22 protein-coding genes and 1 pseudogene are annotated in these 26,788 nt (G+C 58.6%); 6 read left to right on the forward strand and 17 right to left on the reverse strand.

Annotation, left to right across the window (positions count from 1 at the left end; translation table 11 throughout):
* Positions 1–19 precede the first annotated feature (19 nt).
* From G3480_RS10765 to G3480_RS10800, 8 genes are all read right to left on the reverse strand, one after another.
* Positions 20–2,824, reverse strand: coding sequence for a PAS domain-containing hybrid sensor histidine kinase/response regulator (locus G3480_RS10765; protein ID WP_164653892.1), 2,805 nt, complete (start codon positions 2,822–2,824; stop codon positions 20–22).
* Positions 2,825–3,385: 561 nt separating this feature from the next.
* On the reverse strand, positions 3,386–4,360 hold the full coding sequence (gene soeC / locus G3480_RS10770) for a sulfite dehydrogenase subunit SoeC (RefSeq protein WP_164653893.1): 975 nt from the start codon (positions 4,358–4,360) through the stop codon (positions 3,386–3,388).
* 97 nt (positions 4,361–4,457) lie between these two features.
* Positions 4,458–5,180, reverse strand: a complete 723-nt coding sequence (gene soeB / locus G3480_RS10775) for a sulfite dehydrogenase subunit SoeB (protein ID WP_164653894.1) — start codon at positions 5,178–5,180, stop codon at positions 4,458–4,460.
* 85 nt (positions 5,181–5,265) lie between these two features.
* The gene (gene soeA, locus G3480_RS10780) at positions 5,266–8,163 is read right to left on the reverse strand and encodes a sulfite dehydrogenase subunit SoeA (RefSeq protein ID WP_164653895.1); all 2,898 of its coding nucleotides are present in this window, start codon (positions 8,161–8,163) and stop codon (positions 5,266–5,268) included.
* A gap of 253 nt (positions 8,164–8,416) precedes the next feature.
* Positions 8,417–8,692 carry a hypothetical protein gene (locus G3480_RS10785; protein WP_164653896.1) on the reverse strand — a complete coding sequence of 92 codons (276 nt, stop codon included), beginning with the start codon at positions 8,690–8,692 and terminating at the stop codon, positions 8,417–8,419.
* Positions 8,693–9,294: 602 nt separating this feature from the next.
* Positions 9,295–10,362, reverse strand: coding sequence for a homoserine O-succinyltransferase MetA (gene metA / locus G3480_RS10790; protein WP_164653897.1), 1,068 nt, complete (start codon positions 10,360–10,362; stop codon positions 9,295–9,297).
* 69 nt (positions 10,363–10,431) lie between these two features.
* The gene (locus G3480_RS10795; RefSeq protein WP_164653898.1) at positions 10,432–11,283 is read right to left on the reverse strand and encodes an ATPase; all 852 of its coding nucleotides are present in this window, start codon (positions 11,281–11,283) and stop codon (positions 10,432–10,434) included.
* A 113-nt stretch (positions 11,284–11,396) separates the two neighbouring features.
* Positions 11,397–13,307: an ATP-binding cassette domain-containing protein gene (locus tag G3480_RS10800; protein ID WP_164653899.1), complete on the reverse strand. Its 1,911-nt coding sequence runs from the start codon at positions 13,305–13,307 to the stop codon at positions 11,397–11,399.
* A 208-nt stretch (positions 13,308–13,515) separates the two neighbouring features.
* On the opposite strand from G3480_RS10800, the gene G3480_RS10805 reads away from it, so the two are divergent.
* The 6 genes from G3480_RS10805 to cydX all read left to right on the forward strand — a co-directional run bounded on the left by G3480_RS10805 (position 13,516) and on the right by cydX (position 18,590).
* Positions 13,516–14,223: a Crp/Fnr family transcriptional regulator gene (locus G3480_RS10805; protein ID WP_164653900.1), complete on the forward strand. Its 708-nt coding sequence runs from the start codon at positions 13,516–13,518 to the stop codon at positions 14,221–14,223.
* A gap of 265 nt (positions 14,224–14,488) precedes the next feature.
* Complete coding sequence (locus tag G3480_RS10810) at positions 14,489–14,896, forward strand: DUF6858 family protein (RefSeq protein ID WP_164653901.1); 408 nt, start codon at positions 14,489–14,491, stop codon at positions 14,894–14,896.
* 48 nt (positions 14,897–14,944) lie between these two features.
* Positions 14,945–15,322, forward strand: coding sequence for a NifB/NifX family molybdenum-iron cluster-binding protein (locus G3480_RS10815; protein WP_164653902.1), 378 nt, complete (start codon positions 14,945–14,947; stop codon positions 15,320–15,322).
* Between the two features lie 317 nt (positions 15,323–15,639).
* Positions 15,640–17,244 carry a cytochrome ubiquinol oxidase subunit I gene (locus tag G3480_RS10820; RefSeq protein ID WP_164653903.1) on the forward strand — a complete coding sequence of 535 codons (1,605 nt, stop codon included), beginning with the start codon at positions 15,640–15,642 and terminating at the stop codon, positions 17,242–17,244.
* Positions 17,245–17,258: 14 nt separating this feature from the next.
* Positions 17,259–18,401 carry a cytochrome d ubiquinol oxidase subunit II gene (cydB, locus tag G3480_RS10825; RefSeq protein WP_164653915.1) on the forward strand — a complete coding sequence of 381 codons (1,143 nt, stop codon included), beginning with the start codon at positions 17,259–17,261 and terminating at the stop codon, positions 18,399–18,401.
* 78 nt (positions 18,402–18,479) lie between these two features.
* A complete protein-coding gene (gene cydX / locus G3480_RS10830) occupies positions 18,480–18,590 on the forward strand; it encodes a cytochrome bd-I oxidase subunit CydX (RefSeq protein ID WP_164653904.1) in 111 nt (36 codons plus the stop codon).
* 116 nt (positions 18,591–18,706) lie between these two features.
* On the opposite strand, the gene G3480_RS10835 is transcribed toward cydX, so the two are convergent.
* The 9 genes and pseudogenes from G3480_RS10835 to G3480_RS10875 form a co-directional block, all read right to left on the reverse strand.
* Complete coding sequence (locus G3480_RS10835) at positions 18,707–19,387, reverse strand: YiaD family glycine zipper/OmpA-like lipoprotein (RefSeq protein WP_164653905.1); 681 nt, start codon at positions 19,385–19,387, stop codon at positions 18,707–18,709.
* Between the two features lie 206 nt (positions 19,388–19,593).
* Positions 19,594–21,180, reverse strand: coding sequence for a VPLPA-CTERM-specific exosortase XrtD (gene xrtD, locus G3480_RS10840; RefSeq protein WP_240905747.1), 1,587 nt, complete (start codon positions 21,178–21,180; stop codon positions 19,594–19,596).
* 195 nt (positions 21,181–21,375) lie between these two features.
* Entirely contained in the window at positions 21,376–22,134 is a 759-nt protein-coding gene (locus tag G3480_RS10845; RefSeq protein ID WP_164653907.1) for a glycosyltransferase family 2 protein, read from the reverse strand.
* The gene (locus G3480_RS10850; RefSeq protein WP_164653908.1) at positions 22,131–23,036 is read right to left on the reverse strand and encodes a glycosyltransferase; all 906 of its coding nucleotides are present in this window, start codon (positions 23,034–23,036) and stop codon (positions 22,131–22,133) included. The genes G3480_RS10845 and G3480_RS10850 overlap by 4 nt, the downstream gene beginning before the upstream one ends.
* Positions 23,037–23,221: 185 nt before the next feature.
* Positions 23,222–23,509, reverse strand: coding sequence for an LbetaH domain-containing protein (locus tag G3480_RS27855; RefSeq protein ID WP_206171660.1), 288 nt, complete (start codon positions 23,507–23,509; stop codon positions 23,222–23,224).
* A gap of 640 nt (positions 23,510–24,149) precedes the next feature.
* Positions 24,150–24,449 carry an IS200/IS605 family transposase gene (gene tnpA, locus G3480_RS29485; protein WP_164653909.1) on the reverse strand — a complete coding sequence of 100 codons (300 nt, stop codon included), beginning with the start codon at positions 24,447–24,449 and terminating at the stop codon, positions 24,150–24,152.
* 152 nt (positions 24,450–24,601) lie between these two features.
* Positions 24,602–24,778 carry a transposase gene (locus tag G3480_RS29490; RefSeq protein WP_164653910.1) on the reverse strand — a complete coding sequence of 59 codons (177 nt, stop codon included), beginning with the start codon at positions 24,776–24,778 and terminating at the stop codon, positions 24,602–24,604.
* Positions 24,779–25,191: 413 nt separating this feature from the next.
* On the reverse strand, positions 25,192–26,397 hold the full coding sequence (locus tag G3480_RS10870; RefSeq protein WP_164653911.1) for a hypothetical protein: 1,206 nt from the start codon (positions 26,395–26,397) through the stop codon (positions 25,192–25,194).
* A 122-nt stretch (positions 26,398–26,519) separates the two neighbouring features.
* Positions 26,520–26,788: pseudogene (locus G3480_RS10875) on the reverse strand (hypothetical protein); the annotation flags it as partial.

The raw sequence follows: 26,788 nt of genomic DNA on the forward strand, positions 1-26,788 counted from the left end.
CGAGTTTGGAGCCAACCCCTTATCCTGGAACAGCCGAGGAGATCCTGTCGACCAGACGCGCATGGACGGCCTCGGCTTCCCTGATCCTGGGCTCCAGGAGGTCCAGCGTCTGCTGAGCGTCGATCGCCTGGAGAATCTCCGACATCATCCCTTGAAGCTCAACGAAGCCGAGGGTTCCCGCAAGACCCTTCAGGGTATGCGCCAAGCGGCGGGCTTCATCCCGCTCGCCAGCCAAGAGGGCCGCGCGCAGCCGCTCTGGATCCTGCTGATGCTGCTGCGCATACTTCGCGAGGATGCTCTCGTAGAGCGACCGGTAACCCTTCAACTTCTTCAGCGCCCCGACGACCTCTACGCCCGGCATGGTCGCCACGCAATCGATCACGGAGCTGGCAGCGGCGGTGCTTGGCGGCCTCTGCAACCTTTCCACTGGCCTCCTTTGCCGCGCCGGCACTTGCGACCGCTCCAGCCACTTGAGCAGTGTCGAGTAGAAAAGCGGAGGATCAACTGGCTTGGAGATGTGGTCGTCCATGCCCGCCTCGCGACAGCGCTGCTTATCCTCCTCGAAGGCATTGGCCGTCATTGCTACGATCGGACAGGGTCGCCAGTCCGTCCGCTGGCGGAGTCTTCGACTGGCCTCCAGCCCATCGAGCACCGGCATCTGAATGTCCATGAGCAGCAGCGGATAGCCGCCTTGGCAGGCCATTTCAATGGCCTCCTGACCCGTGTTCGCGAAATCCGCCTCCAGCTCAACGATCTGCAGCAGCTCACGGATCACCTCTTGGTTGATCAGATTGTCCTCGGCAACCAGTAGGCGCGCGCCACCGTAGCGCTCGGCCAAGCCTTGCTCGGCGACCCCATCGGCCTGAACCTGATCGAGCTGCACGCTGTCCTCCTCGGACACCTTGCGGAGACGCGCCGTCAGCCAAAACAAGCTGCCGCGCCCAGGCTCACTCTCGGCGCCAGCGTCGCCACCCATGAGACGGGCGAGGCGTCTCGTAATCACGAGCCCCAGCCCGGTTCCCGTGAAGGAACGTGCAGCCGACTGGTCGACCTGGGTAAATGGCTCAAAGAGACGTGCGAGGTCATCCGTGGTGATACCAATGCCGGTATCCTCAACCTCAATGCGCAAGAAAATGTCGTCGTCCGTCTCTTCGAGCATGGCTAAACGCAGGGTGACGCTACCCTGAGGGGTGAACTTCACGGCATTGGTCAGGTAGTTGACCAGCGCCTGGCGCAACCGCGAATCATCACCATAGAGCACGCGCGGAACGCCCCTGCTAATGCAGTCGAACCTCAGGCCCTTCGCCGTGGCTTGCGCCCGGATCATGGAATTCACCTGCCCCAGCAGCGCATCGAGCAAGAAAGCGCGCTCGTGCAAGATGAGCTTTCCCGCCTCGATCTTGGAGACATCCAAGATATCGTTGATGATCCCGAGGAGATGATTTGCTGAGTCGTCAATCTGGCGCAGAATGACACGATCAGACTCAGCACTGAGGTTGCGGCCGAGCAGATAGGTCAGACCGAGGATCGCATTCATGGGCGTGCGAATCTCGTGACTCATGTTGGCCAGGAAGGCGCTCTTGGCCTCGCTGGCCGCTTCCGCCTGCCGACGGGCCTCATTCAACTGCCGGGTCCGCTCCTCGACCAGCTCTTCCAGGTGCGACCTGTAGCCCTCCAACTCCTCCGCCGTGCGCTTGGCCTCCGTGACGTCCTCCTTGACGGCGATATAGTGAGAGATCTCGCCATCCGGCTGACGGATCGGCGCGATCAACGCGGATTCGGTGTAGGGGGTACCGTCCTTGCGGCGGTTGATCAGCTCGCCACGCCATTCCTCGCCGCGACTCAGGGCACCCCACAAGTCGCCATAGGTTTGCCCTGGTGTCATGCCGGAGCTGAAGATCCGTGGATTCCGGCCGATCACCTCCTCCCGCAGGTAACCGCTCGCCTGAATCAGCGCCTTGTTCACATACTCGATACGGCCTTGAGGATCGGTGATCAGGATGCTCACCGGGCTCTGCTCGACTGCCAACGAAAGCTTGCGCGCCTGCTCTTCAGCCTCCTTGCGCGCGCTCAAATCAATGTCCACGCAGTACATCTGCGGCTCGCCGTCTGGTCCCTTAAGCATGACGTGACTGGAAAAGACATGCACCGGCGAGCCATCCGCCCGCCTCAACGTCAGCTCGCCGGCTGGGGCGGCGGGGCCGCCGTTGACCCAGGCATCCACCGCCGCAATGACGCCTTCACGCATGACGTCGGGGATGATCAGATCCTCCAGCTGGCATCCGATCGCCTCCTCCGCCGCATAGCCATAAAGGACAGTGCTCGCCGGGTTCCAATAGATGACGCGACGATAGCGATCGTAACCTTGAACCGAGATCGCCTCGATCTGCTCGAACAGCTGGTGGAAACGGGATTCGGAGTACCAGGACGCCTCAGACGAGCAGCGGTCGGCCCTGATCCCATGCCCGCTGCCGAGGATACCCACCATTTGACCCAGCGCATCCCGCAGGGGAGAGAGCGACACATTGAGGTAGCGCACCTCGGCACCATCCAGGGAGGGGACCGCTTGCACGTAACGCTGCGGCTCGCCGGCCAGGGTCAGCGCCTGCTCATGCCGCTCAAAGTCTTGCGCAAGACTCATCCGAAAGAGATCGCAATCGCGCCGCCCGACAACCCCGGCGACACCGAAGAAGTGCTCGAAGGCTGGATTACAGACCCGATAAAGACCACTGAGATCCTTGACCCAGAGCGGATCCGGAAGTGCCTGGATGATTGCTGGAGAACCCGCCAGCTTGAGCCAATCGATATCCGTTAGCGCATCCATCGAGCTGCTCGTCGTTTTTCCTTCGTCCATTGATGAAGCGACAGAAACCGGCGCTAGCCCCGCCTCTCAAACCTGGGCTAGTCGGTCCTGCGCGTGAACACTGCGAGATTGGTAGGGCACTGGCACCGCTTCCAGCGGCGAGTCATCCGTTGTCGCCCTCAGCTATGAAGATAGCAGCCTGAAAACAATTCACAGACCCTAGGCGTCACGCGGAAAGCTGGCGCCAGGGCGAGGAGCAGCTCGCCGTCCCTGGAGTTTTGCATCCCTTGCAACGCTGAGGCGGGCAAGCACGCAGCCCAACCCAAACCGCGAGGCTCTCGTTCTGCGAAAGACAGGATTACAGATTTGATCGGGGCTGATCGGGACCTCGTTCACTGTTCATCGCCTTCGGGCAGCGCAGGAGGGCGGACGGGAAAGTGATCAAGGGGCGGACCGGAGACATGGCCGCAGACAAGTTAACAGCAGGCTTCAGGCTTGAAATCGAGGCGCCGTCGCATCGAGACGGCGCTCGGCTTCTTGCATCCGCCCCTGCCGCAGGCCGGCGAAGGACGGGGGCGCGCATCAAGCGACCGATTGATAATAGATGTTCTGAGGATGCTGAGCCTCGGCGAAGAACGACCAGCGCTCGGCCATCAAACCGAGGAACTGCACCAGGAAGGCCAGGATCGGAAGGTTCGGGGACTCGGTCACGTAGGACGCACCAATGAGAAGCACGGGCAGCGGAAAGACGAGCAGGAGGAAGAGGTAACGGACGTTCGCAACAAACCGCTGACTGCGACCATGGAAGAACTCGCGCGTGTTGAAGCTACCGCCGGTGGCGCCCTGCGTCCGCTGGACAAGGGTATTGTGGCGGATGCCAATGGCGGTCTGAACCGTGCTCTTACGCTTGATGCGCGCATTGCGACGCAGATGGGCGAGGCGTGAGCCCAAGGCGACCAGGGTCAGAATGACCGCCCAGGTCCCATAAAAGGTGACCAGCGGGTTGCCGATGTAGGCGGAATAGGCTGCGGCCAGCATGAAGCCGGACGCGGCACCGAAAAAGATGAAGTTGAAGACCGTCAGCGGCGTGTGCCATTCCTGCAGAAACTTCACATCGGCGTAAATCATGGCGGTGCAGACAAAGAGTGCCAAGCTCGCCAAGGTGCCGATGATGCCGAGAATCAGGGTGACATCGACCCGCAGGGCGCCGACCTCAAAGATCGTCCCCGTCCATTCCATCCAATGAGCGAAGCCGTAGGCAAAGACCAAGGCCATGACGATCGGCAGGATGATGACCTCCCGCGACAGCCAGGAGGTGCGCCACTTGGCGGCGGCACGCCAGGCCCGTTCGGGGCGCCCGAGATGGAAGAAGGAGGCCACGAGCCCGGCGATCAGAAACAGCAAGGCGACCAGGCTGCCAAAGGCGTAAAAGCGGTCCACCTGCGCCTCCACGAAGTTCGGGATTGCATAGAGCTGACCAGTGACCATCGCCAAATAGAGGCCTTGACCGGCACCGATGAGCGTCGTCAAAAAGATGACTGAGAAGGCGGGATGCATGGCTATTGGTCCTGCGCAGCTGATTCTCGAAGAGGGCCTGGGCCCTCATGGGACCGGACGCGCGGCCGATCTCGACCGCCGTCTGGCGTGTTCTTGTCTACCAAGCCACGTCGTCCAAGGTCTCCTCACCCGTGTAGGTGGTGAGATCTTCCTTGCGTAGCGGATTGTCGACACGCGTAAGCTCGTCTGGATCGATGTGCATCCGCGTTTTCTGACGAGGTAGGTAGTGATTTGCCGGCTTGGTGCCCCACTCAGGCATCAGCTGGTAGCCGCCGCGCTCGCGAATGGCGACCGAGACCTCGGAGTCCGCGTCGTGCACGTCGCCGAAGAGCCTCGCGCTCGTCGGGCAAGCCAGCACGCACGAGGGCTTGCGGTCGCGCTCGGGCAGCTTGGCGTCGGTAATGCGGTCGATGCAGAGCGTGCATTTCTTCATCACCTTCTGCTCCTCGTCCACCTCGCGGGCACCATAGGGGCAAGCCCAGGAGCAATACTTGCAGCCGATGCACTTGTCGTAATCGACCAGGACCACGCCATTGTCGGGCCGCTTATAGGATGCCCCCGTGGGACACACGGGCACACAGGGAGGCTCCTCGCAGTGCAGACAGCTCTTGGGGAAGTGGACCGTTTCGGTATTCGGATAGGTCCCGACCTCGAAGGTCTGTACGCGGTTGAAAAAGGTCCCGGTCGGCGAGGCACCATAGGGGTTTTGGTCCACCAGGGGACCGGCCCAGCCAGAGGTGTTCCACTCCTTGCAGGAGGTGACACAGGCGTGACAGCCGACGCACACATTGAGATCGATGACGAGAGCGAGTTGAGTCATTGCTTAGCCTCCAGCCACCAGCCACCAGCCACCACGGAGCAGAGCCCCGCCGGTGACGGGAGGCCGCGGGCCGGTCGTTGGAGGTTTATTTCTTGGTGAATACGCCAGCCACGTAAGACTGCCATTTGCCACGCTTCTTCTCCTGGCCGGGCAAGCGCGGCATTGCGGAGAACTGGGGCGAGGACATTTTCGGCTCCTTGTCGTCGGCCTTGTAGACACGCACGCGCACATCGAACCAGGCGGCTTGCCCAGTGACGGGATCCGAGTTGGAGAGGTGCTCGCCGGCCGCGTTTGGTGGGAGTTCCTCGGCGATGACGTGATTGAGCAGGAAGCCCTTGCGCGACTCGTCCGCGTCGGCGCTCAAGCCCCAAGCACCGGACGCCTTGCCGATGGCGTTCCACGTCCACACCGTGCCCGGCTCGACGGCCTCGGAGAAGCGGCACATGCAGCGCACCTTGCCGTGGGGCGACTCGACCCAGACCCAGTCGCCGTCCTCGAAGCCATTCGCGAGTCCCACCTTCGGGCTGAGATAGAGATAGTTGTGGCTGTGGATTTGGCGCAGCCAGGCATTCTGGCTATCCCAGCTGTGGTACATGGCCATCGGGCGCTGCGTCAGGGCATTGAGCGGATAGCGCCGCGTGTCCACCAACTGGTCCTCGAGCGGATCATGATAGAAGGGCAAGGGGTCGAAATAGGTCTCGACGCGCTCGCGCAGCCGCTCCGGAGGCTGGCGCCCCGGCCATTTGCCTTGGGCCGCCAGGCGGAAGCGCTGCAGCACCTCTGAGTAGAGATGCAGGGTGATGGGCTCGGCGTAGCGGATCATACCGTGCGCACGGGCCCAGTGCAGGTAGCCCTTGTTCCAGTTGCGCATGTACTGGTAGCTCTGCGGGAGTTCGTGGTGGTAAACGCAGCCGTTCTGCGCATACATCTCCCACTGGCGCGGATTCGGCTCGCCCTTGAGCACCTTGTCGCCGCTCTGACCACGCCAGCCGGCCAAGAAGCCGATGCCCGAGCCGGGCGAGGTCTCGTAGTTGACGATGAAATCCGGGTAGTCGCGATACTTGCGGCCGCCGTCCGCCTTGGTGAAGGCGGGCAGTTTGAGCCTGGAGCCCAGCTCGATGAGGACATCCTGGAAGGGCTTGCACTCGCCTTTGGGCGGCAGCACGGGCACGCGCACGGCGTCGACTGGGCCATCGAACTCCGAGATCGGCCGATCCAGCATCGACATGACGTCGTGGCGCTCCAAATAGCTGGTATCCGGCAGCACCAAGTCGGCGAAGGCCACGGTCTCCGAGGCAAAGGTATCGCAAACCACCAGGAAGGGGATCTTGTAGTCCCCGTTGGGGTGCTTGTCGACCAGCATCTTGCGCACTTCGGTCGTGTTCATGCTGGAGTTCCAGGCCATGTTGGCCATGAACAGCAGCAAGGTGTCGATCGGGTAAGGATCGCCGCGCCAGGCGTTGGTGATGACGTTGTGCATCAGGCCATGGACCGAGAGCGGATACTCCCAGGAGAAGGCCTTGTCGATACGCTGCGGCTCGCCATCATCATCGACGAAGAGGTCCTCGGGCTTAGCCGGCCAACCCAGCGGCAAACCGTCCAGCGGGGTATTGGGCTGCACGGCCTCGGGGCCATGCGGCGGCTTGGGACAGGGCGGGATGGGACGCGGGAAGGGCGCCTTGTGGCGGAAGCCGCCCGGCCGGTCGATGGTGCCCAACACCGTCATGAGGATGCCGAGGGTACGAATGGTCTGAAAGCCGTTCGAGTGGGCCGCCAGACCACGCATGGAGTGAAAGGCAACTGGGTTGCCGACGACCGACTCATGCTCGTTATCCCAGCAGTCGGTCCACTTCATCGGCAGCTCGATCTTCTGATCGCGCGCGGTCACGCCCATCTCGTGGGCCAGACGACGAATGGTGTCCGCGGGGATGCCGGTGATGGGCGCGGCCCACTCGGGGGTGTACTGCTCGAATCGTTCCTTCAGGAGCTGGAACGCCGGCTTGACCGGGGTGCCGTCCTCAAGCGTATAGGAGCCCATGAGGCGCGGATCGGCGCCTGGCGTGTGGGTGCTGATGGGGCCGTCGATCTCGCGCTCCCACCAGAGTTTGTTCTGCGGATCGAAACACCCCTCTTCCACGTGCATCTCAGCGCGGTAGAAGAGACCGTGATCGTCGCGGCTCGGATCGTCGACGACCAGCTCGGCCGCATTGGTGTACTGGACCAGGAACTCCCGATCGAAGAGGCCCAGCTTGAGGATCTCATGCGTGATCGCGAGGAGCAGCGCGCCGTCGGTGCCCGGCTTGATGGGCACCCATTCGTCGGCGATGGCTGAATAGCCGGTGCGGATGGGATTGATGGAGATGAAGCGCCCGCCGCGGCGTTTGAATTCGGAGAGTGCGATCTTGAGCGGATTGGAGTGATGGTCCTCGGCGGTACCGATCATGACGAAGAGCTTGGCACGCTCCAGGTCGGGTCCGCCGAACTCCCAGAAGGATCCGCCGATGGTATAGATGAGGCCTGCGGCCATGTTCACGGAGCAGAAACCGCCGTGAGCGGCATAGTTCGGCGTACCGAACTGCTTGGCAAAGAGCCCGGTCAGGGCCTGCATCTGGTCACGGCCGGTGAAGAGGGCGAACTTCTTTGGATCTTCCGCGCGCAGCTTACTGAGACGCTCCTCGAGCATCGAGAAGGCTTCTTCCCAGGAGATCGCCTCGAAGGCGCTGTCGCCGCGCTCGGCACCCGCCTTGCGCCGCAGCGGCTTGGTGAGGCGGCCCGGCGAATACTGCTTCATGATGCCCGAACTGCCCTTGGCGCAGATCACGCCTTTGTTCAGAGGGTGGTTCGGATTGCCGTCGATGTAGCGCACTTCGCCATCACGCAGGTGCACACGGATGCCGCAGCGGCACGCGCACATGTAGCAGGTCGTTTCCTTGACCTCGACGCGACCGACGTCTTTGTCCGAGTAGCTAACTGGGTCCTGCATGGGGGGCACCTTTGGCGGGATCGAGGCAAACAATCACGGCATTCTAATATTCGAGTGCGCTGACTTTCAAACCGATTCAATACTCGGAATTGAGGGATACAGCCCTAAAGAAATCAGGGTTAGCAGCCAGCGCACCGCACAAGCAGGAAACGCACACAACAAAAAGGGCCGCAAGCGGCCCTTCTCGTCATCTTTAACAACCAAATCTTTACAACCAAGCTAGCGCTCCGAGACTGAAGCCCTAGCCTGGAGATCAAGCGGCGGCTTGGCGCTCGACAGGCATCCAAGCGCTAAGACGCTCGCGTTCTGCATTGATGTCGACGGTGAAGAAGTGACTCAGCACACCCAGTGCCTCGTCCAAGTCTTCGCACGGCCACTCGCTGGTGACGGTCCGGCAGTTCCAGTCTTCAACGTGGAAGCAGCAGTGACCGCCCTTAGCGGCGCCTTCTGCGTCAAATCGAAGCTTGTAACCCGTTGATGTCAAAGGATCCCATTTGTACCGGATCGCGTTTTCGCTTGTTTCGAACATGGCTGGCCTTCGCAAATAATGTATTAGTTTGGACCGGAATCGAGTGACATCTATCCCGCCCGAAGGTGACGTCCCAGGCGCCCATCAACACCACTCGCCGAATCAGTAAAGCAACAATGCTGTCTCATATAGGCTGCATGCCGCATCTCACGCTTAGAGTCTAGTACAAAAATGCAACAACCAACAAGCGACGGAATGCTCAATACCGGGCGAAAAGTAAGAGCTTCACTTTGTTTGAACATTGCGACGACGAACGGTTATGCGAACCAAGAGGCCAAGGAAACCGTATCATAAAAACAACAAAATCCGTGCATTTTGTCCTCGCAAGACCATCAAGAGGTCGTCGGAGGTGCTTTACTTGCAAGACGAGCCCGTCCGACGGGCAAGAAGTGTGGCGCATCGTAAGTTATGGGGACCGCATGCCCCGAGAGCAGGTTTCAGATGCAAGCCGGCGCCAGACCAACACAAGGCAGTCCGGGGACGCTGCCAGGGATGAGATCCACCAGGGCTCGCCCGCCAAAGGGCGCGGGAGTGAGACGCCGGACCAGGGAGCCGAGGTAGGAGCGGGCCGAGACGTTGGGCTCGGCCCGAGGATGACTAACCTACTCGAGATCGAGCGGATCCCCAGGGTTCACGCCAGCCATGAAGGCGAGTTTTCGGTCGTTGTTCGTGAGGCGATAGATGAGTCCCATCCAATTGCCGAGCACACCCTCCGCCGTGTCGTGCCAGGTATTGTGAAGACCTGCTAGGAGGTGCGATTCCGGAAACACCGGCAGCTCGCAGCCCCGGTCGAGCGCAGCCCGGATGCGGGACTCATGCTCGTTCAGAATGGCTCGGGACTGAAGACCGAAGTAGCTCTCCGGGAATGGCGGATAGTCAAGGCGCGCGCCAGCCGTAAAGCCTTTGACCTCGCGCTTGTACTCCTTGAGCAGCGAGATGGTGTCGTACTCCGGATGTCCCTGAAAGAACACCTGCCGAAATCCATCCGGGCTCACGGCAAGGTGTACGCCGGCCGCCTCGCTCTCGACCAGCACCTTGAGGCCGGCCGAGACGAACTGCTCGTGACTGATGTCATTGAACCGAGAGTGAGGGACGTCGAAGCGCGTATTGACGTTCGCCACCAGAGGGTGCGAACGGTCCACCACACGGTGCGGGAAGACACCCCAGCGCTTCTCGGGGAGGGGCTGACGACGCTGGGCGTACCTGAACTGCAGCACGGCATGGGTCGCCAGGCATGAGCAGAGTGTCGAGCAGACATTCTCGTAGGCCCAGTCGACAACCTCCATGAGCGGATCCCAGAAGGGCTCGGCGGAGAGATCCGACCCAGTGACGTTGGCGCCCGTGATGATGAGTGCGTCCAGCCCCTCTTCACGAATGCGCTCGAAGGGCTCGTAGTAGCGCTCGATGTGCAACCGCGCATCCGGACTGCGCTCGAGCGCATCAAGCGTGAAGGGATGGACGTAGAACTGCGCGATCTGATTGCTCTGTCCGATGAGACGGAAGAACTGGCGCTCGGTCGCGGCAAGCGCGGCGTCCGGCATCATGTTGAGCAGTCCGATGTGCAGCTCGCGGATGTCCTGATGCAGCGCCAAGTGGGGATCTAGGATCTGCTGCCCCTCTTGCTTGAGCCGCGAGAAGGTCGGCAGACCATTGTGGGAGACGATTGGCATGGGGCGTTCGGTATCTTGCTGCTTGATCTTATCCAGAGTCGCGGCCTACTTCGTCTTGGCTGGCCGCACTCATTGCCCATCCGAGCGGGCGATCGCGGACTCGATCAGCTGAAGGAAATCGGCCTCGTCGCGAACCTGAGCGACATCCTCGGAAGACACGGTGTAGCCATAGGGCCTGGCAATGGCCTCGTAGCGTGGCACCCGTGAATGGAAGAGGCGTGGAAAGACCCAACGCGTAAAGTCGTCGGGGTCGATCTCCGCCACATAGTCCAGCTCGCGCAGCTCCAAATAGTCCTTTATGGCGGCTTGCAGGAAATCCGGCCTGTAGTAGAGCGGCTTGGGATCCGCTTGGGCACGCTGGATCAGCTTGATCTCGTCCGCCTCCGGCACCCGGATGTAGAGGATGAGGCTGTGAGCGGCCAGCATCTCGATGACGCGTGGCTCGTCAAGCTCGCAGAGGCTGCCGCCGACATCGTTCACCAAATGGGCATAGCTGTAGATGTCCTGTGCCTTGCGAACGAAGTCGGGCAGATCCAGCATGGCGGCGATCTCGGCCTCCCGGTAGAGGGCCTGGCGCCGACTGAACTCGTCCATCGGCAGGCCGCCAAGCTCAGGATTGCCGAGCTTGCCGATGAAGCTCAATACCGGCCCGAGATCAGTCACCTTGATGTTGTTGCGGATGGCAATCCAGTCACGCCTCAGGAGCTCGCGAAGAAAGGGCTCCCGCATGGCCCGCGCCTTGATCAAGTCCAGAATGGGCTCGTCGAGATAGCGTGTCCCGATGCGGTAGTCGCCCGAATAGTGGAACCAATCGCTGCGCCGCAAGGTGGCCGAGAGGTAGGTCTTGCCGACCCCCGACATGCCGAGCAGGGTGATACACCTGTGCTTCCAGGCACGGAATTCGTCGACTGTGAATTTCAAGGATGACGCTCCAGAAGAATGGGTGCGCTCGACCGCTGGTCGCCGCACCCGTGGCAAAGACGGGATGTTAATGCAGCGAGCGCGCCCCTGACCATTCCAAGAGTGGCCGCCCCCTACGCCCGTGCGTCGAGCGCCTCCCAACGGACAAATGCCTGCTCCAGGGCGGCATCCACGTCTGCGAGCCGCGCATTGAGCTTGGCGACCTCGGAGCCCTGGCTCTGATAGAGCGTCGGGTCGGCCATGCGCGCGTGCAGCTCGGACTGCTCTTGCTCCAGCGCCTCGATGAGCCCGGGCAGCTCCGCCAGCTCGCGCGTCTCTTTATAGCTGAGCTTCGCGGCCGCAGGCTTCGGCTTCGACTTGCCCTCGCCTTGCGCCGCAGCCTCGCCGTCGGCCGGCTTGTGTTTGACTTGCGCCTGCTGAACGGCGGGCGCGGGACGCTGCCTGAGCCAATCTTCGTAGCCGCCAACATAATCACAGACGCGCCCGTCACCCTCGAACACCAGGGTACTGGTGACGACATTGTCGAGCAGCGCGCGATCATGACTGACCAAGAGGAGCGTCCCGGTGAACTGCGCCAAGAGTTCTTCTAGGAGTTCGAGGGTCTCGGTATCCAGGTCGTTGGTGGGCTCGTCCAGGACCAGCAGATTCGCTGGACGCGTGAACAGCTTCGCAAGCAACAAGCGATTACGCTCGCCCCCCGACAGGGCCTTGACCGGCTGGCGCGCGCGCTCAGGGGTGAAGAGAAAGTCCTTGAGGTAGGAGAGGACATGCCGGCTTGCGCCCTGGGTCTCGATCTGATCGCTTCCCTCGGCCACATTGTCTTGGACGCTCTTCTCTGGATCGAGCTGCGCGCGCATCTGGTCGAAGTAGGCCACCTGGAGATTGGAACCCCGCCGGATCTGTCCTTGCTGCGGCTCGAGGTTGCCGAGAAGCAGCCTGAGCAGGGTGCTCTTGCCGGCACCATTGGGGCCGATGATCCCGATCTTGTCGCCCCGCAGGATCAGCGTACTGAGATCGCGAATGATGACGCGCTCGCCCCAGCCATAGGTCACGCCCTCGGCCTCGGCGACCAGCTTGCCCGAGCGATCCGCCTCGGTCATGCGCAGCCGCGCCGTCCCCTGAAGCTCACGCCGCTCCAGGCGCTCCTCCCGCATCGCCTTGAGCGACCGGACGCGGCCTTCGTTGCGGGTGCGACGCGCCTTGATGCCCTGACGAATCCAGACCTCCTCCTCCGCGAGCTTGCGATCGAAGTGCGCGGCGGCCTGCGCCTCGGCGTGCAGCCGCTCCTCGCGGCGGCGCAGATAGTTGTGGTAGTCCCCGGGCCAGTCGGTGATGCGGCCGCGGTCCAGCTCGAGGATGCGCGTGGCCACACGCTGCAGGAAGCGCCGGTCGTGCGTGACGAAGAGGATGGCCCCCTGAAAGCCGACGAGAAACTCCTCCAACCAATCGATTGCCTCGATGTCCAGATGGTTCGTGGGCTCGTCGAGCAGCAGCAGATCCGGCTCCGTCACCAAGGCGCGCGCCAGGAGCACACGCCGCTGCATGCCCCCCGACAGTGCCTCGAACCGCGCCTGCGCATCAAGGTTGAGGCGAGAGATGACGCGCTCCGTGCGTTGCTCGATCTCCCAGCCCCCACGCTCCTCGAGCTGATGCTGGATGCGGGCCAGTCTGGCCAGCACCTCCTCCGACGCCTCCGCATCGAGGCTGTGCGAAAGACTGAAGTACTCCTGAGCCAGCGCCCCAAGCTCCCCCAAGCCGGATGCCACTACATCGAAGACGGACGCCCTGGTGTCGCGCGGGATCTCTTGCGTCAAATGGGCGATCTTGGCCCCTTGAGCAGTGCGCAACTGACCACCATCGGGCTGCACATCGCCGACGATGATGCGCAACAGGGTCGACTTGCCCGCCCCATTTCGACCGATCAAGCAAATGCGCTCTCCCCGCTCAAGGCTGAAGGAGACATCTTCCAGCAAGGGCGGGAGACCATAGGAGAGCGTGATCGAGTCGAGACTGAGGAGCGTCATGGAATTTCCTGTCGGATCAAAGGTCGATGCAGTGGGCTCGGTCGGCTATGTTAGCCGTTGCGAGCAAGCTTCACGGCACACTTCGCGGTCGTCCGTGTTGCGCTTCTTCAATGACATTTCTTGATCGGCGCGCGGCAACCGACTTACGTTACCATTGTATCTTTGCACGCCTCTCCCGCTCACTTGGCTTGGAATTCCATCGACGCTGATGACAAAAACAGTCTCTCTAAAGGAGGCCTGGTCAGGCGAAGCGAACTGCCTGAACTGCTCGCTTCGCACCTCCGTCCTCTTTGCCGGTCTGCAGCAAGCGGACTTCGAGCACATCCACGAGCCCATCGATCAATTCAGCCTCAAGCCGGGGGCCAACCTCTACCACGCCGGCGACCGCGGCGACTACATGTTTACGGTCCGCACCGGCGTCTTGAAGCTGGTTCAGTACCTGCCCGACGGCAGCCAGCGTATCGTGCGGATCGCTCGCGCCACCGACGTGCTCGGCCTCGAAGCCATGCTCGAAGACAACTACCACCATGAGGCAGTCGCACTGCATGCCACTGAAGTGTGCCGGTTTCCGGCGCGACTGGTTCGCGAGCTCAGCCAGGCAAATCCAGGGCTACATCGCGAACTCATGGCGCGCTGGCAGCGCGCCCTGAACGAGGCTGACGCCTGGCTAACGGAGCTCTCGACCGGATCGGCGCGGCAGCGCGTTGCGCGTCTGCTGCTGCGCCTGGTCCGCGACCGCGAGACCAGCGAGTGCCAGCTCTTCAGCCGTGAAGACATGGGCGCCATGCTAGGCGTGACCACGGAGACCACGAGCCGGACCATCGCAGAGTTCAAGCGCCAAGGGCTCTTGGTCGAAACGGCCCCCAATCTCTTCCTGCTGGACATCCCCAACCTGCGGCGAATTGCGGAAGACTGAGCCGCTCCGGTCCGCCGGAGCCGAGCCCGACACCCACCGCGCTCGCAGGAGCTGACTGTCATCCCAGGCGATCATGCCTCGCTCAGCGGGCCTAGGTTGACTGATTTCAATGCCGCCGCGCTAAGGCGCCTCGTAATCTGCGCGTCATCAAGTTACCGGGGCCGCACGCGCGTCGCGGGCAGTGGGCGCCATCGCCTCGAGTCGTCACCGAGCGACCACTCGAGCAAGCCTCGGCCCAATAGCCGCCAGTGTCGATGGAGCCCCCATGAAGCAAAGCCTTTCCGTCAACGACTACCCGATCTACTCCCTTGAGATCGGCCGCGACGAGACCACCTTCGGTTCAGTCGACGCCATCTGCGGCTACTTTCGTGCGTGCATCGAAGCACACCGCTCGGCCGTTTTCATCACCGAATTCGACCACTACAGCCACACCAAGCAGCTTCCTGAGGGCCATATCGGCGAGGGGATCCGCGCGGCCAAGAATGTCGTCTTCTGCTTTGGCATCTCACTGCCGAAGCCCGAGCTACTGGCCTGCCGCCCGCGCTCCATCGGTGTCGCCGAGACGGACTCAGGCTTCGTCGTGAGTTTCATGGAGACCCCCATGCCGGTTGCGAACGCCGCCATGGAGGACTGGGCCGCGGGGCTCCGCAACTTGGAGACCGAGGCCGCCTGAGCGCAGACTGGCGCCCCACCCATCAATCCAAGCCCGACCGGAGACCCCATGCGCATTGCAGTGACAAGCCAAAATTTCCGCACCATTACCGGCCACGCCGGCAAAACCAGACGCTTTCTGGTACTGGAATGCGACGGACAGCAACCAGCCGTCGAGATCGAGCGCTTAGATCTGCCCACGCAGATGTCGCTCCACGACTACCACGGCGACGATCACCCCCTCTTCACCAAAGCTCTCGACGCAATCATCACTCAAAGTGCCGGGCGCGGCTTCACGGAGCGCCTGTCACGCCAGGGCATCGCGGTCCATACCACCAGCGCGACAGATCCCACAAGTGCCGCCCAGGACTTGGCTGCAGGCCGCCCTTTGCCAGCGGCGGCGCCACATGAACACGACCACGCGCCAGCCCAGGTCACGCTCGGCTAACGCCGCCTAGCGCGCACCAGCCACACACGCAAAGGTCTTCCCGGATCCGCTGATTTTGGCAGCCGTGGCGGCGGTGCAGCCCCTGCGACCGGATGCGCCCCGAGCGCTCTCCACGCCCTCTAATGCCCCTATAAAAACAATGGTATCAATTAGTTGCAACATCTTGTTCCTATCGATCCCATTCTAGTTTAGTCTCCCGGGCAGCGCGGGCGTCGTCTGAAACAAGCCGATCAGGGAGGATCAACGAATCGCGAACGACTGCCGCCAAGCTCTCAACCATCCACACCAACATGGCGTGGATCCTAGGAGAATTGCTCATGCTCGATAGCTCCATGATCGAACTCTCGCGATGGCAGTTTGCCTCCACCGCGATGTACCACTTCCTTTTCGTCCCCCTAACCCTGGGGCTTTCCTGGATCCTCGTGATCATGGAGAGCGTCTATGTCATGACCGGTCGCGAGATCTACCGGGACATGACCAAATTCTGGGGCAAACTCTTCGGCATCAACTTCGCCCTCGGCGTCACCACCGGACTGACAATGGAATTCCAGTTCGGGACCAACTGGGCCTACTACAGCCACTATGTCGGCGATGTCTTCGGGGCACCGCTCGCCATCGAGGGGCTCATGGCCTTCTTCCTAGAGTCAACCTTCATCGGTCTCTTCTTCCTCGGTTGGGAGCGACTCTCCAAACGGCAGCACCTCACGGTCACCTTCCTGACGGCACTCGGCTCGAACCTCTCGGCCCTGTGGATCTTGATTGCCAATGGTTGGATGCAGAACCCCGTCGGCTCTGAGTTCAGCTACGAAACCATGCGCATGGAAATGACCAGCTTCGCGGAGCTGCTGCTCAATCCGGTCGCACAGGTGAAGTTCGTCCATACGGTCGCAGCCGGCTACGTGACCGCCTCGATGTTCGTGCTCGGCATCAGCGCCTGGTACATGCTCAAGGGCAGGGATCTGGCGTTTGCCAAGCGCTCCTTCTCTGTCGCCGTCGGGTTCGGCCTTGCCTCGATCCTCTCGGTCATCTTGCTCGGCGACGAATCCGGCTATGAGGTCGGCGACGTCCAGCGGGTCAAGCTCGCCGCGATTGAAGCCGAGTGGGAGACCGAGCCAGCACCTGCGGCCTTCACCCTCTATGGCGAACCCAGCAATGAGGACCAAGAGACTCGCAACGCGATCAAAGTACCCTGGCTGCTCGGGCTCATTGCCACGCGCTCTCTGGACGAAGAGGTCGTGGGTCTCAAAGATCTCATGCGTCAGCACGAGATTCGCATCCGCAGCGGCATGATCGCCTATGAATATCTGACGCGACTGCGAGGCGACGAAGACACGGAAGCCAACCGCGCCGTCTTCGAAGAACACAAAGACGACCTGGGCTACGGACTGTTGCTGAAGCGCTACATCGAGAACCCGGCCGAAGCGACCGAAGAGCAGATTCAGATGGCGGTCCAAGACTCGATTCCTGAGGTCGCCCCCCTCTTCTGGACCTTCCGCGTCATGGTCGGGGCCGGCGTCTGGATGCTGCTCCTGCTCCTGCTGGGCTTCTATTACAACGCCCGGCGCCTCATACACCAGAAGCGCTGGCTATTGCGCCTTTTCCTCTTCAGCATTCCAGTTCCCTGGCTAGCCGCCGAGACCGGCTGGTTTGTCGCAGAGTTCGGCCGGCAACCCTGGGCGATTGGTGAGGTTCTACCCACCAGCATCGCCGCATCCAGCCTGACCCCGACTGATCTCATCATCAGCCTCTCCGGGTTCATTCTCTTCTACACCTTGCTGTTCATGATCGAGATATTCTTGATGTTCAAATTCGCGCGCCTAGGCCCAAGCTCGTTGCACACCGGCCGCTACCATCATGAAATCGACACCGATCACGCTGGCGGCATGACGCCCGCGACGGCCCCCCAGAAGCAGGCAGAGTAAACCGGAGAAACATGATGATCCTGGATTATGAAACCCTGAAATTCATCTGGTGGGTACTGGTCGGCGTACTCTTCATCGGCTTCGCCGTTACCGACGGCCTGGATATGGGTGTCGGCACCCTGCTCCCCTTCCTCGGCAAGACCGACAGCGAGCGACGCGTCATCATCAACACCGTCGGCCCGCACTGGGACGGCAATCAGGTGTGGCTGATCACGGCGGGCGGGGCCATCTTCGCCGCCTGGCCGCTTGTCTATGCGTCGGCCTTCTCCGGCTTCTACTTCGCGATGCTGCTCGCACTCTTCGCGCTTTTCTTCAGACCGGTGGGATTCGACTACCGCAGCAAGATTGCCGATCCGCGCTGGCGCAATGCTTGGGACTGGGGCCTCTTCGTCGGAGGCGCCGTGCCTGCCTTGGTATTTGGCATCGCCTTCGGCAACCTGCTGCAAGGTGTCCCCTTCCATCTGGATGATCTGCTGCGCCCTTATTACAGCGGCAGCTTCTTTGGCCTCCTGAACCCCTTCGCCTTGCTGGCGGGTGTCATCAGCCTTGGAATGCTGGTGATGCATGGCGCCATCTGGCTCCAGCTGCGCACAGCCGAACCGATCGCCACGCGCTCGAAGGTCATAGCAAAGAAGGCCGGATTGGTAACCATCGTCGCCTTTGCAATCGCTGGTGTGTGGCTCAGCTTAGGCATTGATGGCTATCGGGTCGTCTCCATGCCACCGCTTGATGCCACACCGAACCCCCTAACCAAAGAAGTCGTTCGCGATTCCGGTGCCTGGCTGGCTAACTACGCCGCCTATCCCTGGACACTGCTCTTCCCGCTTCTGGGCTTTGGCGGCATGGGCTTGGCCATCCTGGCCTCAATGTCCGATCGCCCAGGATGGGGTTTGGCCGCAAGCAGTTTGGGACTGACTGGCGTGATCATGACGGCTGGCGCCGCCATGTTTCCCTTCATCATGCCGTCGAGCACCAATCCGAACAGCAGCCTCATCGCCTGGGATGCCGTCTCAAGCCACCTCACCTTGTCGGTGATGTTCTGGGCCGCCGTCATCTTTGTACCCTTGATCATCGCCTACACCACCTGGACCTACACCAAGATGTGGCGGCGCGTGACCGTCGAAGAGATCGAGGCTCAGGACCATTTGGCCTACTGACCCTGCTAGAAAGCCATCGCACTGGTTGGTCACCACGGCCGACCAGTGCAAGTCAAAGATCAAATCGCGAGAAAAGCCATGTGGTACTTCGCTTGGATACTGGGTGTCCTACTGGCCCTAGCCCTCGGCATCATCAACGTGATGTGGTTTGAGTCAGAGCAATGCATGGGCAGCTCGGACGACCAATGAGCTGAAGCAAGCTCCCGAAAAACGAAAAACGCGGCCGATGGCCGCGTTTTTCGTCTCTAGACTTCAGAAGGCGACTGACGTTGCGAAATCACACCCTCGCGCGCCGAAACCTGTCTCTAGCTTTCCGACGTAATCGGCATGATCAGGATATCGACACGCCGGTTGAGCCTGCGCCCCGCCTCCGTATCGTTGGTCGCGATAGGCTGAGATGCCCCATAGCCAGCTGAATAGATCCGCTGCGGCAAAACCCCTTGATTCTCAAGGTATCTCGCCACCGAGGCCGCGCGACGCTCGGATAGCTTCTGATTGTACTCAGCGGAGCCGGTGCTATCTGTATGACCAGAGACCGCCAACTGCGTCTTACCATACTTGTTCACGACGCCGCTGATCTTATCCAAGGTGCTGTAGAAGGCCGGCTGGATCTGATCCGAATCCACCGCGAAGGCAGTCGCACCAGTCATCCGGACAAGGATCTGATGATCTGGCAACTTCTGAACAACAATGGCCCCACTCGCAATCTCCGGCGCGAGCACCTTCTCGAAGTTTTGCCGCTGCTCCTCCATGTAGGCACCGACCATACTCCCGACCAGCGCCCCACCCACAGCACCGATCAGTGCCCCCTTACCCGCATCTGCGCTCAGCGAACCGATCAGCGCTCCAGCAGCAGCACCGCCAGCGGTTCCGATGGCGGCACCCTTGCCGGTCTCCGTCATCCCAGAGCCATCGGATGCGCACCCCGATACAAGAACCGCAACCATCGCCGCAGTCACCGTCGTTTTCGCGAAACCAGGAGTCATCTAAATCCTCATCGTGTTGAAATAACGGTTGCGGCCCCAAACCGCAACCACTGGCGGACACCACAGGCATCCGCCCCGCTCCAAAGTGGCGGTCAGCCATCTCTCATACAAGTCACACCAAAGACAAATTGCAACGCCTCGCCCCTGACGACATCCGCCCAAGAATCAAGGCGTCCTCCCCAGGCACCTTCGCAGCACCGCAAGTCTCAGTTCGGAACGAAGCGCTCCAACCGCGGCTCAATGACACGGATAAAATCAGCCACAAGCTGATCCTTCTCCTCAATGCTATCGCCCAAAGGCGCAGCCGTTGTGATCCGCACCAAAGCACCATCCGTCCTGTTTCGCGTCAAGGCATCCCAGAATAGATACCACTTCACAAGATACTCATTCGCAATGATCCGTCCACGTTGCTGAAACCAGTAGTAAACAAGGAGTCGCTCGTCACCCATCTGGATGAGCGAACGATTTACCCGGAAAGGCTCAGCATCTGGATTGACTCCCGGCACCTCCCACTGCGAAAGCGCCTGAATTCGCCAGCCGCCCCCAGGCAAACAGGATTTGGGAGAATGCGCAGAGGCTCCCTTACGCTGAGATTCGTAGTAGGCAGCGTAAAGATTCAGCGTCTGCCCTTGAGCATCCGAGTAATCAACGAGTAGATAATCGTCGAGCTTCAAGGCATCGACGTAGATGGATTCGAGCACGCCGACCTTGCCGTGCCACTCGCCAATGTCCAAGGGAAAAAGCGCGAACGGCGCCCGCTTGAGTTCCGCTTCCGCACGATTCGGAAGCATCACCGAAACACCCAGAGCCATGACCAACAAAGGCAGGACAGCATAGAAAGAAGGTGTCAGGCGTCGGCGCGCCCGCGTTGCCCCCTCCGGCAAGGGCTCCGGCCCTTCAATTGCAAAGGCTTCGGAGAATGGAATCCGATCCGGCCCGATGCGGGCCAACAGCCACATCTCCGCAACCAGAATCGCAGCACAGGCCATAAAGACGATCCAACCCTCGAAGTCATGCAGAAACCCCTCAGCCATCCCGACGCCCGCTCGATCGACCAAGACGCCGATGACACCGATACGAAAACTGTTCATCAATATCGTGATCGGGAGTGTAGAAACGAACAAGATGACCTTCTTCCAGAAGGCGCCACGGAATAGAATGGCCGCAATGAAGCCGAGCGCGGAAAACGGAAAAAGATAGCGCAAGCCGCTACAGGCCTCGACGACTTGAAGCTGATAATTTCCGAGATCGATAACGTTTCCTTCCAGAAACACCGAAATGCCAACCAGACGAATCACTCCAACTCCAAGCTGGGACGATACTAGCTGAAGCTGAGACGAAAGATTGTTATAGAGAAAAGCGGGCAAGGGAATCGTAAAAAGAAGAACCAGGTAGGCAGGAAGAATAATCTTAAACGCCCGCGAGCCTAACAAAGCAAGCAGCACACCAGCAAGGGTGATAAGAAAACCATATTGAATTATCGTGTATAGGGCACCCAATTCACCTACAACGTAAAAAACTAATCCGAGCAAGGTAACAAGAAAACCCCACCAGCTCGACCTAAACGACATCTGCGCAAGTAGGCTGCTCTTCTGCCAAACGAGAAAGGCCGTGACCAGAGGAAGCATGTAACCATGACTGTACTCGTCGGTACGCCAAGCGGACATCATTGAAGCGAGGCCGCCGGAAAATACGATCAAAAGCACAGCAAGCGTGGCTATCAGCAGTAACCAGCACGCGGCGCCAAACTTCCAACATCCACCAAGGTTCGACTTAATGTTATTAGCATCCATGGATTTAGCCATCTAAAGACACGCAGCTTCCCAAGACAAGATTCGGAGACAAATAACGTAGGGATTGAAGGCATATGGCACCACCGGAACAGTAGAATCCCGGCGCCTCAAACTCCAAAGCTTAACAAACAGCCAGGCAGCTCGTTCCCCCTAACCGTCCGAGCAATATGCCTCAGTTCATGGCAGACCTAGCTTCTACCGCGAAACGAATTGACCCAGCTTGGAAAGATTCTTCCACACGAGTGCGCCCCAACCACCGATTTGATTCGTCCGCAAGGCTCGATAGTCTTCGGCGGATTTGCGTAGGATATTGCCTAGCGAACCGTTGCTGAGACCGCCCGTGCGCATGCGCACTAAAACCTCAGGCAGATAGATCACTTTCTCTGGCCGAGATGATAGCAAACGCAGAACCAAGTCATAGTCGGCAGAAATCTTGTAGCTCACATCAAATCCGCCATGGATCTCGTACCATGCCCGCCGAACATAGAGCGTCGGATGCGGCGGCATCCAGCCTCGCCGAAGTCGCCCAACATCGAACTCTCCGGCCCGCCAATATCGAGCCACCGAAGCCGAATCATTTCGCCAAACGTACTCTAAATCTCCGTAACAGGCTGTCACGGAGGGATCCTCGAAGCAAGCCGCAACCCGCTGCAGCACGCACTCATGGGCAAACACGTCATCGGCGTGAAGAAAACCCACGACGTCGCCCGTCGCCAAATGAATGCCCTTATTGAGGGCATCATAGATCCCATCGTCCGGCTCGCTAAGCCATCTTGACACCACTGTCAACTGCCTCGACGCCTCACGCTGAATCAGAGCACACGTTCCATCGGAAGATCCGCCGTCGATCAGAAGATATTCAAGCGACACGTCGCGTTGGAATCGCACCGATTCCAGCGTTTCGCCCAGAGTCGAAGCACTGTTGTAGCATGCAGTGATCAAGGAAAGATTCATTGGCCCCGAATCGAAACCTCCAGAACTTGCTCGATCGCTTGAGCCGCATCACAGCCAGAAAGCTGCATATGCCGCTTCACCTCCGTGACTTTTGCATCGACCAAATATCGATACCAGAATCCCTGCAAAAAGTGGAAAGCCGTTCCCGCCTTTCCGTCGAGAAAACCAAGTCGAAGAAAATAGCGATAAAAAAAATAGACGAACGCCCGGAAGCCAAGCGGAAAGCGCGCATAGACCTCCTCTTTGATCCAGCGTTTGACTCCCGACTGCTTGCCGCCACGGAGACTAGCCACCGAGTCCCGAGGCATAAATTCATATTCCAAATTCAACAAATCAATCGCTTCACGACTAGCATAACTATTGTGCTTTGCAGTCCACCAAGTGAGCGAATTTAGATTATCGTCGATCAACTCACCATCAAGATCCAAAACACCTCCTTCCACCTTGATATGCTCATCCATCCAACGATTTTCACACCGCCCACGCCCATAACGGAACATGCGAAGCACACGCACCGGAAATACGCCACCATGCCGAATCATTCGCCGCTGAAAAGTCATCCGACGACTAAAATAGACACCGTCGATCTCCGGACCGATTACAGGCAAACGGTCAGACAACTCTTCGATCAACTCGGGTGTCAAATATTCATCAGCATCCAGCCTTATCACCCAGTCGGTATCGGAGTCAAGCTGAGTGAGTGCCCAGTTGAACTGAGCTGCATGACTCATCCAAGCGTGCTGGACGACCCGAGCCCCGCAGGCTCTTGCAATCTCCAGCGTCTCGTCCGTTGAATAACTATCAACCACGAGGATATCAGTAGCGACAGTCTCCAAACTAGCGATGCAACGCCTCAGATGTCGCGCCTCGTTAAAAGTCAGAACGATAGCAAAAATTTTCACAGCTTTCGAAACATCATTATTTATTGATCTAAAAGCGACCTGTAACCGAATTGTTGAAAAATTTTACACAATAGCAATTAAATCACCTTCACTCCTCAACACTCGAAAACGCTCTGCCCTCGGAACATAGCAAAAACTGCCAAGCAAGCGCGGCTTGTCAGCGAATCCATTAGCTTCCGAGATCATCAAGAGCGCTCGAAACGTCGCACCTTAACAAAAACAGCGGGATTACCACGGACCACTGTCCAAGACGGCAGATCATCGAATACGCTCGAGCGCGCAGTCACCACCACGCCATCACCGATCGTAACACCCGGGCCGACAAAGACGTCCGCGGTAATCCAGGCATCCGCTCCTACCGTGATCGGCGCCGTCATGAGCGGCATCGTCTCTTTCGTGTAATCGTGACTCGCGGTACAGAGAAAGCTATACTGACTGACAGTGGAATTTCGCCCTAGGGAGATGCGGTCCACGCAATAACAATCCACGTGGTGACTCAAACAGCTAAAATCACCCATCACCAGGTTCCATGGAGCCCAGATCTTCGCCGATGGATAGGGGTGAGCGCCTCGTCCGATCCTCGCGCCGAATACCCTCAGAAGGATTCGCCTCCACCCGTGCAAAATGCTAGGACTGGGTCGATAGAGAAGCCACCACACAACGCCCCAGACAGTGCGACCCAATTTATTGGCCAAGGAAAGCACCTTGGGCCTGGTATGCATCACCATGCTGCCACCTCGCCTCCAAAGCCGCCGCCCACATCACAGGGCAATGCGTTCGGGCCTCCAATCACAAGAATGCGCCCACTGACCTATACACCTAGCAGACATCTGCTGGCTGGCCAATGCCTCAAGGAAGCTATTCCGAAAGCAGTCAAGCTAACCACCTAGTGCAAGTAGGTAGCTTGAAGTGCGCACTGAAAGTGCTGTTCAGGCTAAAGCCAGCTACAAGCCAACCGCCCCAAGGCGGCTTAAGGGCAAGACTGGAAGTCCTACTCGAGATGAAAGTCGTCCTCTTTCTCTACGTGATTTTTGATGTAGTCTTGGCTCGACTTTGGCCATTTTGGCAGTCTCCCAGAAAGCTAACGGCTTGAAGTATCGTGAGGGCTGAAAATTAGAGGAGGTCGGAAGGCCCGAACGCCGAAACTGGACCCCTCGTTAATTTTTTCACGCATCGTAAACTCTTGACAAAAAAGAGATTGCCAGCCGGGGAAAATGGCCAAAGTCGAGCTTGGATCATCTCATCGGTTACGTTCCCGGTGCTACAGGCGAAATATCCTTTCGCCCACATCCTTTGACCCCAGTATTGCTTCCGCAGAGATGCAAATTCCCTTTGCAACTTGTAGGACGACCTTCCCTTCAGTTTCTGGATCAACTTACTTACCGACTCTTGAGGTGGGATGGACACCAGCACATGGACATGATCTCAAGGGCCTTGATCATCGATTGGTCCACCTGCGGGACTGACGGCTGAAGCACAGGCGTAACACGCTGATTTATATTGGTATGTTTTGCGATACCCTACCATAATTTAGGGTTTTGGGCGAAACGATGATCAAGGCCATCTCAAGAGACGACTCCGGACAGTATTTCGACACCCATGTCCGAGCATGTCTGCCGACACAACTCCCGTAGCCTCGTTCCAACGTCTTTCTTCAGGGCCTTTTTCCGATACTTCGTGCACCACATCAGATGGACGTGGAGCTGAAAGACCGAGTGGCTTCCTCTTCTGTATTCTTTCATCTACCAAAGATACGGCTGCATGCTCGAAGCTGCCAGCTGAAGCTGGGGATTTTAACCATCCCGAAGGGGACACAATAAAGGCATTCAAATCAATCCGCCAGGCTATTTTGCAAACACCCTAAGTATAGATATTTCACCTGTCATGGAGACGCTAGAATCTTCTTTAAAATTTAAAGTGATTTAAAATCATTTATTTATATTAATGAAGCGATCCCGGCGTCCTCATGTTAAATGAAACAGCTATACCTCTACAGAATTATTTGTAGCGACTAATTCACATTTTTTGATGATTTTAATTTTATAAAATATTGATTTGTATGGATTTCATTTTTTGCAATTAACTTTGACAGTTTCTATTCAGCACTCGCAATTCTATTGACGCACTTATCACCCCACCTATCCTTCCGGCGTATTTACTTTTTTACAAGCCTCGCCCTGAGACTAGCACTCCAATTCAGATTCATCGCAATAAATAGACCTGTCAGTTCCGCGAGGTGGAGCATACCACTACCAGCGGTCACCATACGAACAAGAGCAGGTGCTACAAAGACCGCTGCCGCAGTCGAATCAAAAGTCGTCCGATAGAGGCCGCCGAGATATATCTTACCAACATAGAGTAGGAGAAAAGCCCCGCTTAACGCTCCCAGCACACCGGACTGAATCAATGCATCAAGGACTAAATTATGCGGACTACCATAGTCAAAGTGATTGTAACCAATCAATAACTCGATAAAAGACATCGAACTTAGAAGATATATTACAATACCAATCCGACCCGAAGTCGACCGGTCATCCGAGACCCGATCACCAACAATGCTTAGCACCCAGGAAAACTGTTCCGGAAACAAAACCGACCAAACGACCAACCCTCCCACGAACGCAAGAGCGGATAAAATCGCTAGAGCAAAATGATCTCTCGCGCTAGCAATCAAATATCGAGCGATCGGAAAAGCAAGCAAAAGCAATGCAAGCCAGGCAGACCGACTAAAAGAAAAGAATATCAAGTATACACAAGACAAAGAAACCAGTATAGCAAACAGCCTGCGGCTATCATAATTGTGAAAAACCATACCAAGAAGAAGCACGGGGACAATAGCCATCGTATGACGGATTCCTTTGGCTGCCTCCGGGTCACTAAAAACTCCTTCGCCATATAGAGCCCGATGAATAAAATCTGTGGAGTTCTCGATTTGAGAATCGGCAACAAGAGTGCCAAACGCATAGTAGAAAGAAGCAACACTGGAAAATAAAAAAAGGACTGCAACAATCGGCCAATAAAAGCGCCAACTTGAATCTAGAGTCGCTAGCAGATAGATCCGCGCCAAGATAAAAGCAATCGAAGCATGAACACCAAAACCGAGGAGTTTCGCGACATCCCAATGCGGATTTTCGTAATAGGTAAGTGGAAGTAGCCAGACAAAATATATAGCAAAAAAAGATAACATTAACTTAATATTAATTGGCTTTAATAACAGTCGCCATCGAGCGGCACCGTAAAGTATCAGAACCCCACCCCCAATCAACACCGGACGCACACCCATCCCAGCCACTGAAGCTACAACGTACCAAGGCCATGGTAGCAGAACCAGTACAACCAACAGCAGAAAAACAGTGATCATTTAAAGTTGGCTCGATATACGTTGCAGGACTGCCGGGTTGGCTCGCTGCCAAGTCGGGCGAAATTTTTATGTGGCGACTAATGCAATCCAGTGCTTTCACAGTGCTGAACGTGTCCTTAAGGCTAGTTCATGGCTGTGAAGGTCACGATTCGTGGCAAATCGTCGGATGCCGCCCCCCGCTTCAGGGGGGGCGTCTTGGGCTGTTGACGCTGCGCGAGCAATCGCGCGACGGATACATGCGGCTTTTTCGGATCATGGGTGCGAGGTGGAGCCGTGTTCTTCGGGCCACGTGGATGCTTGCGGTACTTGCGCAACTGCACCTGTTGCGCGGTGGCGAGCAGCCAGGCGGCCATCGCCTCGGGCGTGAACGTTTGAAACACGGCCCATTCCT

The sequence above is a fragment of the Thiorhodococcus mannitoliphagus genome (assembly GCF_010915725.1).
Classification (GTDB): Bacteria; Pseudomonadota; Gammaproteobacteria; order Chromatiales; family Chromatiaceae; genus Thiorhodococcus; species Thiorhodococcus mannitoliphagus.

Coding starts and splice junctions, on each gene's coding strand:
- G3480_RS10765 (WP_164653892.1), bottom strand. CDS start 2,824: ATGGATGCGCTAACGGATATCGATTGGCTCAAGCTGGCGGGTTCTCCA.
- G3480_RS10845 (WP_164653907.1), bottom strand. CDS start 22,134: ATGAATCTTTCCTTGATCACTGCATGCTACAACAGTGCTTCGACTCTG.
- G3480_RS29490 (WP_164653910.1), bottom strand. CDS start 24,778: ATGAAAGAATACAGAAGAGGAAGCCACTCGGTCTTTCAGCTCCACGTC.
- cydX (WP_164653904.1), top strand. CDS start 18,480: ATGTGGTACTTCGCTTGGATACTGGGTGTCCTACTGGCCCTAGCCCTC.
- xrtD (WP_240905747.1), bottom strand. CDS start 21,180: ATGGATGCTAATAACATTAAGTCGAACCTTGGTGGATGTTGGAAGTTT.
- G3480_RS10820 (WP_164653903.1), top strand. CDS start 15,640: ATGCTCGATAGCTCCATGATCGAACTCTCGCGATGGCAGTTTGCCTCC.
- G3480_RS10805 (WP_164653900.1), top strand. CDS start 13,516: ATGACAAAAACAGTCTCTCTAAAGGAGGCCTGGTCAGGCGAAGCGAAC.
- soeB (WP_164653894.1), bottom strand. CDS start 5,180: ATGACTCAACTCGCTCTCGTCATCGATCTCAATGTGTGCGTCGGCTGT.
- soeC (WP_164653893.1), bottom strand. CDS start 4,360: ATGCATCCCGCCTTCTCAGTCATCTTTTTGACGACGCTCATCGGTGCC.
- cydB (WP_164653915.1), top strand. CDS start 17,259: ATGATCCTGGATTATGAAACCCTGAAATTCATCTGGTGGGTACTGGTC.
- G3480_RS10785 (WP_164653896.1), bottom strand. CDS start 8,692: ATGTTCGAAACAAGCGAAAACGCGATCCGGTACAAATGGGATCCTTTG.
- G3480_RS10800 (WP_164653899.1), bottom strand. CDS start 13,307: ATGACGCTCCTCAGTCTCGACTCGATCACGCTCTCCTATGGTCTCCCG.
- metA (WP_164653897.1), bottom strand. CDS start 10,362: ATGCCAATCGTCTCCCACAATGGTCTGCCGACCTTCTCGCGGCTCAAG.
- G3480_RS10810 (WP_164653901.1), top strand. CDS start 14,489: ATGAAGCAAAGCCTTTCCGTCAACGACTACCCGATCTACTCCCTTGAG.
- G3480_RS10835 (WP_164653905.1), bottom strand. CDS start 19,387: ATGACTCCTGGTTTCGCGAAAACGACGGTGACTGCGGCGATGGTTGCG.
- G3480_RS10870 (WP_164653911.1), bottom strand. CDS start 26,397: ATGATCACTGTTTTTCTGCTGTTGGTTGTACTGGTTCTGCTACCATGG.
- soeA (WP_164653895.1), bottom strand. CDS start 8,163: ATGCAGGACCCAGTTAGCTACTCGGACAAAGACGTCGGTCGCGTCGAG.
- G3480_RS10815 (WP_164653902.1), top strand. CDS start 14,945: ATGCGCATTGCAGTGACAAGCCAAAATTTCCGCACCATTACCGGCCAC.